This window comes from Alistipes sp. CAG:29 (assembly GCF_000435435.1).
Classification (GTDB): Bacteria; Bacteroidota; Bacteroidia; order Bacteroidales; family Rikenellaceae; genus Alistipes; species Alistipes onderdonkii.
On sequence record NZ_FR893489.1, the window covers coordinates 1 to 8,219 of the forward strand.

An 8,219-nucleotide genomic window follows, 5' to 3' on the forward strand; every position below is an offset into this window, starting at 1 on the left:
GATGGCCCGCGTCATCATGCCGGCCTGGATCACCTCGCCCTCTTTCAGCCCCATGCGGTCCATCATCGAGGCGATGCGGCCCGACCCGAACAGGCGCATCAGGTCGTCTTCGAGCGATACGAAGAACTGCGACGATCCGGGGTCGCCCTGACGTCCGGCACGTCCGCGCAGCTGGCGGTCGACGCGGCGGCTTTCGTGGCGTTCGGTGCCGATGATCGCAAGACCTCCGGCTGCCTTGACCTCGGGCGTCAGTTTGATGTCGGTACCACGGCCGGCCATGTTGGTGGCGATGGTCACCTGTCCCGAGCGGCCCGCCTCGGCCACGACCTGCGCCTCCAGTTGGTGCTGCTTGGCATTGAGGACGTTATGCTTGATGCCGCGGAGCTTGAGCATGCGGCTCAGCAACTCCGAAATCTCGACCGAGGTGGTGCCCACCAGTACGGGGCGTCCCGCCTCGACCAGCTTCACGATCTCCTCGATCACGGCGTTGTATTTCTCACGCTTGGTCTTGTAAATCAAATCCTGGCGGTCGTCGCGGATCACCGGGCGGTTCGTCGGGATCACCACGACGTCGAGTTTGTAGATGCTCCAGAACTCCGAAGCCTCGGTTTCGGCCGTACCGGTCATACCGGCCAGCTTGTGGTACATGCGGAAATAGTTCTGCAGCGTGATCGTTGCAAAGGTCTGCGTCGCAGCCTCGACCTTCACGTGCTCCTTGGCCTCGATGGCCTGGTGCAGGCCGTCCGAATAGCGGCGCCCGTCGAGGATACGCCCCGTCTGTTCGTCGACGATCTTCACCTTGTTGTCCATCACCACGTATTCGACGTCTTTCTCGAACATGGCGTAGGCTTTCAGCAGCTGGTGGATCGTGTGCACGCGCTCCGACTTGATCGAATAGTCGTTGACCACCTGGTCGCGCTTCTGCGCACGCTCCTCGTCCGAGAGGTTGCTCTTCTCCAGCTCGGCCACCTCGGCGCCGATGTCGGGCAGCACGAAGAACCCGTCCTCGTTGAAATATTTCGACAGCACCTCGTGTCCCTTGTCGGTCAGTTCCACCGAATTGAGTTTTTCGTCGATGACGAAGAACAGGTCGTCGGTGATCTCCGGCATACGGCGGTTGTTGTCCTGCATGTAGGTGTTCTCGGTCTTCTGCATCAGTGCCTTGACGCCCGTTTCCGAGAGGTATTTGATCAGCGGCTTGTACTTGGGCAGGCCCTTGTGGGCACGGTAGAGCTTCACGCCGCCCTCGTCGTTCTTGCCCTCCGAGATAAGCCGGCGTGCCTCGGCCAGCAGGCCCGTCACGAGGTTTTTCTGCAGGTTGTAGAGATGGTCGATGGCCGGGCAGTACTGCTCGAAGAGCTGGTCGTCGCCTTTGGGTACCGGGCCGGAGATGATGAGCGGCGTACGGGCGTCGTCGATCAGCACCGAGTCGACCTCGTCGACGATGGCGAAGTGGTGCTTGCGCTGCACCAGATCGGCCGGCGACGAGGCCATGTTGTCACGCAGGTAGTCGAAGCCGTATTCGTTGTTCGTACCGAACGTGATGTCGGCCATGTATGCCTTGCGGCGGGCGTCGGAGTTGGGCTGCGTGTCGTCGATGCAGGCTACCGAAAGCCCGTGGAACTGGTACATCGGGCCCATCCACTCCGAGTCTCGCTTGGCCAGGTAGTTGTTCACCGTGACCAGGTGCACGCCCTTCTTGGCCAGTGCGTTGAGGAATACGGGGAGCGTCGCCACGAGTGTCTTTCCTTCACCCGTCGCCATCTCGGCGATTTTACCTTTGTGGAGCACTACGCCGCCGAACAGCTGTACGTCGTAATGGATCATGTCCCATTTCAGGTCGTTGCCGCCCGCCATCCAGTGGTTGGCGTAGATGGCCTTATCGCCCTCGATACGGACGAAATCCTTCTCGGCGGCCAGATCCCGGTCGAAATCGTTGGCCGTGACGACCACCTCGTCGTTCTGCGCGAAGCGGCGTGCCGTATCCTTCATGATGGCGAAGGCTTCGGGCAGTATCTCGTCGAGTTTCTCCTCGATCTTCTCGTCGATGCGTTTGGTCGTCTCGTCGATCTGCTTCGAGATACGCTCCTTCTCCTCCAGCGAGGTTTCGGGCAGTTCAAGCTTGGCCTTCAGTTCCACGATGTCGGCCTCGTCCCGGGCGATGAAATCGGCGATCTGTTTCTTCAGCGCTTCGCTCCTGTCACGCAGTTCGTCGTTCGAAAGGGTTTCTATCGAAGGGTACACCGCTTTGATCTTCTGGAGGTAAGGCTCGATCTGCTTGCGGTCTTTGTCGGCTTTCGAGCCGAAGAAAAGTTTGATTAAACTTGCAACTATTTCCATATGTGATTTCAGTTATTTCGGGGTTGTGTACGTAAATCTTACAAAAGTAATGATTTCTTTCAAAACCGCAAAATATTGCGGCGGGGACATCACTCCCCGCCGCAATATTTTTTCATCTGCGGAACTGCCGTCCCGGCAATAGTTTGCAGTTATTTTTGGCGCTTGTGCAGCTTGTAGTAGAGGACGTACAGGCCCGGCAGGCGGTTTATCAGGAAATGCCGGAAGTCCCGGCGGCGGAATTCGAGCGGCATGATGCCTAGCCGGCGGGCTTCCCGGAGCATTTCGCGGGCGTTGCCGAGTTGCCTCACCACGGTCTGTTTGCATGCCAGGCTTAGGGTCTTGCCCACATGCAGGCGCATCAGGCGGGCGCCTGAGGGGTCTTCCGCCCCGATGCGGGAGGCGAAACAGGTCAGGCTTTTCATGGCGCGTACGAGGTCTAAGCGACTTTGCGGCTTGTAATTGCCCATGAACGAATCGCTGCGTTGCAGGTAGTTGTAAACCCGGACGGGGAGGTATTGGATCCGCCGTGCGTAATACAACGCGCGGGGTGTGAACTCTTCGTCCTCGTGCCAGATCGGAGCCATCCGCAGCGAGTTGGCGTCGAGCATCTCCTGCGAGTAGAGGTAGGCGTATACCATCGGCAGGAACCGGTCGCGTTGCAGGAAATCGACTCCGCGCTGCACGTCGGAGCCGTTGCCTGCGGAAATCCCGTCGCTCCAGAGTGGGACGTCGTTGCCGTTTTCGTCGATTCCAGCTATTTCGAAGCACAGCATGTCGAGCCCTCCGCACTCCATGGTTTCCACCAGACGGCCGAGGACATTCGGTTCTAGGTAATCGTCTGCGTCGAGATACATGACGTACCTGCCAGCGGCGCGGTCGGTGCCGTAGTTGCGCGTGCGGCTCAGCCCCTCGTTGGGTTTGGTATATACATGTACGTTGGGGTGCCCCTGCGCCGCCTTTTCGGCGGCTGCGAGCGACCCGTCCGTCGACCCGTCGTCGATGACCAGAATTTCGTACTCCTCGGGAGATAAATCCTGCCCGAGGGCCGAAGCGATGCATTTCCCGATCAGTTTTTCGAGGTTGTACAACGGGATTATGATGCTGACTTTTTTCATATCACCGGAGTTCGAGCCACAGCAGGCGTTTCCTGATTTTTACGGTCCACGAGGGATAGAAACATTTGCAGGCGAGCTTGTAACGGTAAACCAGCCGTTTGCGCAGCAGTTTCGGATCGTAGGCCCTGCGTTCGGAGTTCGCGCGGTAGAGTCGTTTGAGCAGGCCGCGGTAGGTCGTAAGTTCGTCGCGCCGCAGTGTCCCGACCCGGAGGTTCATCTGCGTGTATATCCGCGATTCCTCGTCGGTGAGCGTCATGCCGAGGGTTGTGCGCAGCAGATCCCGCTGGATAGCTTGCGCGCTGAGGGTTTGCCGGTCTAACTGGCTGGTCGAAAGTTGGTTTTCCCACCTGCGGTAGAAAAACAGATGTTCCGGAATATTCGCCATGTGCATGTGCCCGGAAAGGTCTACCCAGAATTGGTAATCTTCTGCCATGCTATCCCGGAACTGCACTCCCGAACATCGGAACGCCTCGCTGCGCATCATGACCGCCGACATTGCGAACGGGCAGCCGAAAAGCATCTGGATCCGGATTCCTTCGTGCGTGGTGGGATCCTGGATCTTCTGTTCCCGGGCATCGTCCGGCCCGAACATCGTATAGTAACTGCCGCACAGGTCGATCTGCGGGTGCTGTCCGAAGAATGCTGTCTGGCGGGCGAAACGTTCCGGCGAACAGCGGTCGTCGGCATCCATGAACGTAATGAAACTCCCGCGCGCTGTCTCCAGCCCCCGGTTGCGGGTATAGGCGGCGCCGTGGTTCGCGTCGTTGCGCATCAGGACGATCCGTGCGTCTTGCGCGGCATAACGGCTTGCGATGTCGTACGAGGAGTCCGTCGAGGCGTCGTCGATAACGATCAGCTCGAAATCCCCGACGGTTTGTCCGAGGATGTTGCCGATGCTTTCGCCGACGAATCGCTCTGCGTTGTAGAGCGGCATGATGACGCTTATGAGGGGGGATTGCTTTTCCATCGTTGCCTGTTATTCGGTTGAACTTATGCTTTGCAGGATGCGCCGTCCGACGGGGCATTCCGTACAGCGTTTTGCAGGGCAGTATTCCGTGGCGAGTTGCAGCAGCGCCTGCGATTCGAACGCGTTGCGGATCGAAACGCCCGTGTTGCGCCAGTTGCGCATGTAACGGTTGTCCTCGGCTGGCAGGCGTTCGAGCAGCGTGAGGGCGCTGTCGCGCAGCGTTTCGCGCCCGGTGACGCTGCCATAGGCGAATTGCAGGACGGAAACGAGGTTGATGCCGATGATATTGGCCTTGAATGCTCCCAAACGCTTGGGGTGTTCGTCGCTTGCGATCCCCGGGATGTGGTGCGTGCGCCAGTAAGCCGACGCTTCGATGCAGAACAGCCGCCGGATATCCTCCTCCGTGCGGCATGACATGGCGCGTTCCATTACGAATTCGTCCTGTATGAAGAACTCGGCCGCCTGTGCCAGACGCAGTACGGGATGGTTGGCGGGGCGTATCTCGTCCAGTTCCCAGACCCCGGCATCCAGCGGTTCGATGTCGTATTTGGCCGCCAGGTATTCGAAGTCGCGCGCCAGGTCGAGCGTGTACGCGTCGTGCGGATAGAGCGTCAGCAGCCCCGAAGCCCCGAAGAACATGGCTTCGACGGCCCGCGGCGCCAGCCGTTCGCGCAGGACGACCTTGTAGGGGACGCGGCGTGCCAGCGAGAGATACGCCTCCTGGTTCCGGCGGTCGCCCAGCGTGCGGAAATAGAGCAGGTAGAAGGTCTGGTTCCAGTTCTCGGAAGCCTCTTCCCGCAGGGCGTCGACCATGCGCATCTTGCGTTCCAGCCGGCTGAAGAGCAGTGCCGTGCATATTTCGCTGCGCTGCAGGGAGCCCAGCCCGGCGAGGTACCCGCCGCAGGCGTACGTCCCGGCCCCGGCCTGCAGCCGGTTCAGCATCCGATGCTCCTGTTCCGCGCCCATGTCAGAACATGTTGAGTTCGAGCAGCGCCTCCTCCGACATCATGCTCTTGTCCCATACGGGGTCGAACGTGAGGATGACATTCACCGCCTTTACGCCGTCGACCTTGGCAACCTGCTGGTTGACATCCTCCACGAGCATGTCGGCCATGGGGCAGTTGGGCGCCGTGAGGGTCATGCGGATGTTCGCCACGCCGTCGGGCGTGTAGTCTATTTCGTAGATCAATCCCAGGTCGTAGATGTTAACCGGGATTTCGGGATCGTATATGTTCTTGAGCGTAAGGACTATGTCCTTCTCTACCTTAAGTATGTCTTCGGGTGTCATGGCTGTCTGTTATTTTTCGCTTTTGCTTGCGAACGCGAGCGCATAGAGCCGCATCTGTTTGACCATCGACAACAGGCCGTTCGAGCGCGTGGGCGAGAGGTTGGCGCTCAGGCCGATGGCGTCGATGAAATAGAGGTCGGTGTCGAGGATCTCCTGCGGCGTGCGCCCGTTCAGCACGCGTATCAATAACGCGATGATGCCCTTCGTTATTATGGCGTCACTGTCGGCGGCATAGTAGACCTTGCCGTCCTCCAGGCGTGCGTCTACCCACACGCGCGACTGGCAGCCGTCGATCAGGTATTGTTCCGTGCGGTGCTCGGCTGCGATGGCCGGGAGCGAGTCGCTTAGGCCGATGAGGTAGTCGTATTTGTCGAGCCAGTCGTCGAATACCGAGAACTCCCCGATGATCTCCTCCTGTATCTTGTCCATATCTTTTGCTTTAAATCCTTACAAATCTATTATTTCCGGCAGTACTTCGCCTTCCGATGCCGCAGGCTCGGTGATCTCCAGCATACGTGCCACGGTCGGAGCCACGGCTGTCATGTCCATGCGGCGCTTTATGCGCTGCGGCCCGACGCCGACGCCGTAGAATACCAGCGGAACCTGTGTGTCGTAGCCGTACATCGACCCCGACGACGACCAGCAGCGCTCCTGCTCCTCGATCCAGCCGGGCATCAGGTTCAGGATGACGTCGCCCGAACGGCGGGGGTAGAAGCTGTTCTGCATCTTGCGGGCATAGCCGCTCCCGAAGTAGCTCGTCCGCATGGCCGTCGCCGAGAGGGCGTGCGACACGCCCCGGAACTGCATGGCGAAGATCGCCACCTCGTTCTGCACCTCGGCCAGGTCGAGTCCCCGCTCGTAGATCAGGTTGTGGTTCAGGTAGACGCATTTGTCCTCGTACTCCAGCACCCAGTCGCCCATGCCGTAGCGGACGTTGAGGAAGCCGTTGACGATCACCTCGAACTGGCGGGTGTTGAACCGGTCGCTCTCTTCGTGCCCCGTGTCGAAAGAAGGGCTGGTGCCGTGGTCGGAGGTGAAGACGACGAGCACCTCGCCGTTTCTGACCTGGGCGAAGACGAAGGTCAGGAAATCGGCCAGGTCGCGATCCAGGCGGTAGTACATGTCCTCGACCTCGACCGACTCGGGGCCGTAGGCCTCGCTGATGCGGCGCGGCGTGTCGAGGCAGATGTTCAGCAGGTAGGGCGTCGAGTCGTCGCCGGGTTTCAGGCGTCGCGTCGTCGCCGAGTTTGAACGGGGCTATGGCCTGCTTGGCGAAGCCCAGCACGGCGGTGTTGCCCGCCGGGGTGTAGAGCATTTTGTCGTAGTCCGACGTGAGTTTCAGGCGCCCTTCCCCTGGCTCGTCCTTGTCTTTCCTGCTTTTGCCTGTGAGAACGATGTCCCAGTTGCGGGTGTTGAGGTAGCGTCCCTTTTCGTAGAGCGTGCGCCACTCGGGGGTGATGTATGAGAGGTTGTAGCGTTCGCGGTTGCTGCGGGCTACCCATTCGGGTACTTCGGGGGCGTAATAGGGCGACGTTTCCCAGCCGCAGCGCGCCGAATCGAGCCAGAAGGCCTCGCCGCCGTGCCCGGCCATGATGACCGCCGACATCGCCTCGGTGGCAACCGAGACGGCTTTGGCTCCGGGCTCGTGTTGCAGGAGCGCCTCGGCGAGCGTCGGGGCTATCAGGTTGTAGGGCCCCGGGCCCTTGCGCCCGGCGATCAGTTCCACGGCGTCGTTTTCGACGTAGTCGCGCCAGCGGGCGCCGATTACGCCGTGCGTCGAAGGCATGGCGCCCGTGGTGAGCGTGGCGAGCGATACGGGCGTCGTGGTCTGCTGGTAGTCGTAGCGGCTGTCGGCGAAGACCGTGCCCCCGTCCAGCAGGCGCCTGAGCCCGCCTTCGCCGTAGTTGCCGGCATACCGGCCGAGGTCTTCGGCGCGCATCGAGCCTACGACGATGTTGACGACCAGGCGGGGGCGTGCCGCCGCGGCTTCGAATGCCGCCAGGGCGGCTATGGCAAGTAAAATGATCCTGTGCTTCATTGCGTGTGTGTGATTGGCCGCAAATTTACGAATTTATTTCGATACATCTGCGGAAATATTCCTCCTCGGCCTGAAAATCGACCTGCGGCAGTGCTGCGATCTCGCCTATCCTGCGGCGGCAGAACTCCCGGTAGGCCTCGCTGCGGGGGTTGCGGGGACGGTGCGCCGCCGCGACGACGATGTGCCGCACGTCGGGGAGCAGGCGTCGTGCCTCGTCCGAGAGCACTGCGGGGATGAATTTTTCCCAGACGTATTGTATGGCCTGCGCCGAGGGGTGCACCAGGTCGTCGGCGTAGAAACGGTAGTCGCGCAGGTCGTCGTTGAGCACTTCGTAGGCCGGGAAGTAGTGGACGGCGGCGTGCGCCGCGGCCAGCTCTTCGGCTGCCAGGCGGAGCGTGGCCTTGCTCACGGCGTTGCCCTCCAGTCCGTCGCCGAGGTGTCGTACGGGGCTGACCGTGAGGATGACCTCTT

At 60.6% G+C, this 8,219-nt stretch carries 8 protein-coding genes and 1 pseudogene; all 9 read right to left on the bottom strand.

All coding sequences use genetic code 11. The annotated features are described in order from the left end of the window. On the bottom strand, positions 1-2,340 hold a 2,340-nt coding region (secA, locus tag QVP03_RS11100; RefSeq protein WP_288210778.1), incomplete at its 3' end, for a preprotein translocase subunit SecA. A 149-nt stretch (positions 2,341-2,489) separates the two neighbouring features. Beyond that, entirely contained in the window at positions 2,490-3,455 is a 966-nt protein-coding gene (locus QVP03_RS11105) for a glycosyltransferase (protein WP_022333503.1), read from the bottom strand. A gap of 1 nt (position 3,456) precedes the next feature. After that, positions 3,457-4,422 carry a glycosyltransferase family 2 protein gene (locus QVP03_RS11110; protein ID WP_022333504.1) on the bottom strand — a complete coding sequence of 322 codons (966 nt, stop codon included), beginning with the start codon at positions 4,420-4,422 and terminating at the stop codon, positions 3,457-3,459. Between the two features lie 9 nt (positions 4,423-4,431). After that, positions 4,432-5,388, bottom strand: a complete 957-nt coding sequence (locus QVP03_RS11115) for a DUF2851 family protein (protein WP_022333505.1) — start codon at positions 5,386-5,388, stop codon at positions 4,432-4,434. 1 nt (position 5,389) lies between these two features. Further along, complete coding sequence (locus QVP03_RS11120; protein ID WP_018695254.1) at positions 5,390-5,710, bottom strand: metal-sulfur cluster assembly factor; 321 nt, start codon at positions 5,708-5,710, stop codon at positions 5,390-5,392. A 9-nt stretch (positions 5,711-5,719) separates the two neighbouring features. Continuing rightward, the gene (locus QVP03_RS11125) at positions 5,720-6,139 is read right to left on the bottom strand and encodes a SufE family protein (protein WP_018695255.1); all 420 of its coding nucleotides are present in this window, start codon (positions 6,137-6,139) and stop codon (positions 5,720-5,722) included. An 18-nt stretch (positions 6,140-6,157) separates the two neighbouring features. Then, positions 6,158-6,937, bottom strand: coding sequence for an alkaline phosphatase family protein (locus QVP03_RS11130; RefSeq protein ID WP_369677405.1), 780 nt, complete (start codon positions 6,935-6,937; stop codon positions 6,158-6,160). A 340-nt stretch (positions 6,938-7,277) separates the two neighbouring features. Continuing rightward, a pseudogene (locus QVP03_RS11135) lies at positions 7,278-7,748 on the bottom strand (alkaline phosphatase family protein); the annotation flags it as partial. A 25-nt stretch (positions 7,749-7,773) separates the two neighbouring features. After that, positions 7,774-8,219: GSCFA domain-containing protein (locus QVP03_RS11140; protein WP_288210779.1), on the bottom strand; the 446-nt coding region annotated here is incomplete at its 5' end.

Bases quoted from the DNA above. Each gene is read 5' to 3' on its own strand.
- QVP03_RS11120 (WP_018695254.1), bottom strand. From the start codon at position 5,710: ATGACACCCGAAGACATACTTAAGGTAGAGAAGGACATAGTCCTTACG.
- QVP03_RS11115 (WP_022333505.1), bottom strand. From the start codon at position 5,388: ATGGGCGCGGAACAGGAGCATCGGATGCTGAACCGGCTGCAGGCCGGG.
- QVP03_RS11110 (WP_022333504.1), bottom strand. From the start codon at position 4,422: ATGGAAAAGCAATCCCCCCTCATAAGCGTCATCATGCCGCTCTACAAC.
- QVP03_RS11105 (WP_022333503.1), bottom strand. From the start codon at position 3,455: ATGAAAAAAGTCAGCATCATAATCCCGTTGTACAACCTCGAAAAACTG.
- QVP03_RS11125 (WP_018695255.1), bottom strand. From the start codon at position 6,139: ATGGACAAGATACAGGAGGAGATCATCGGGGAGTTCTCGGTATTCGAC.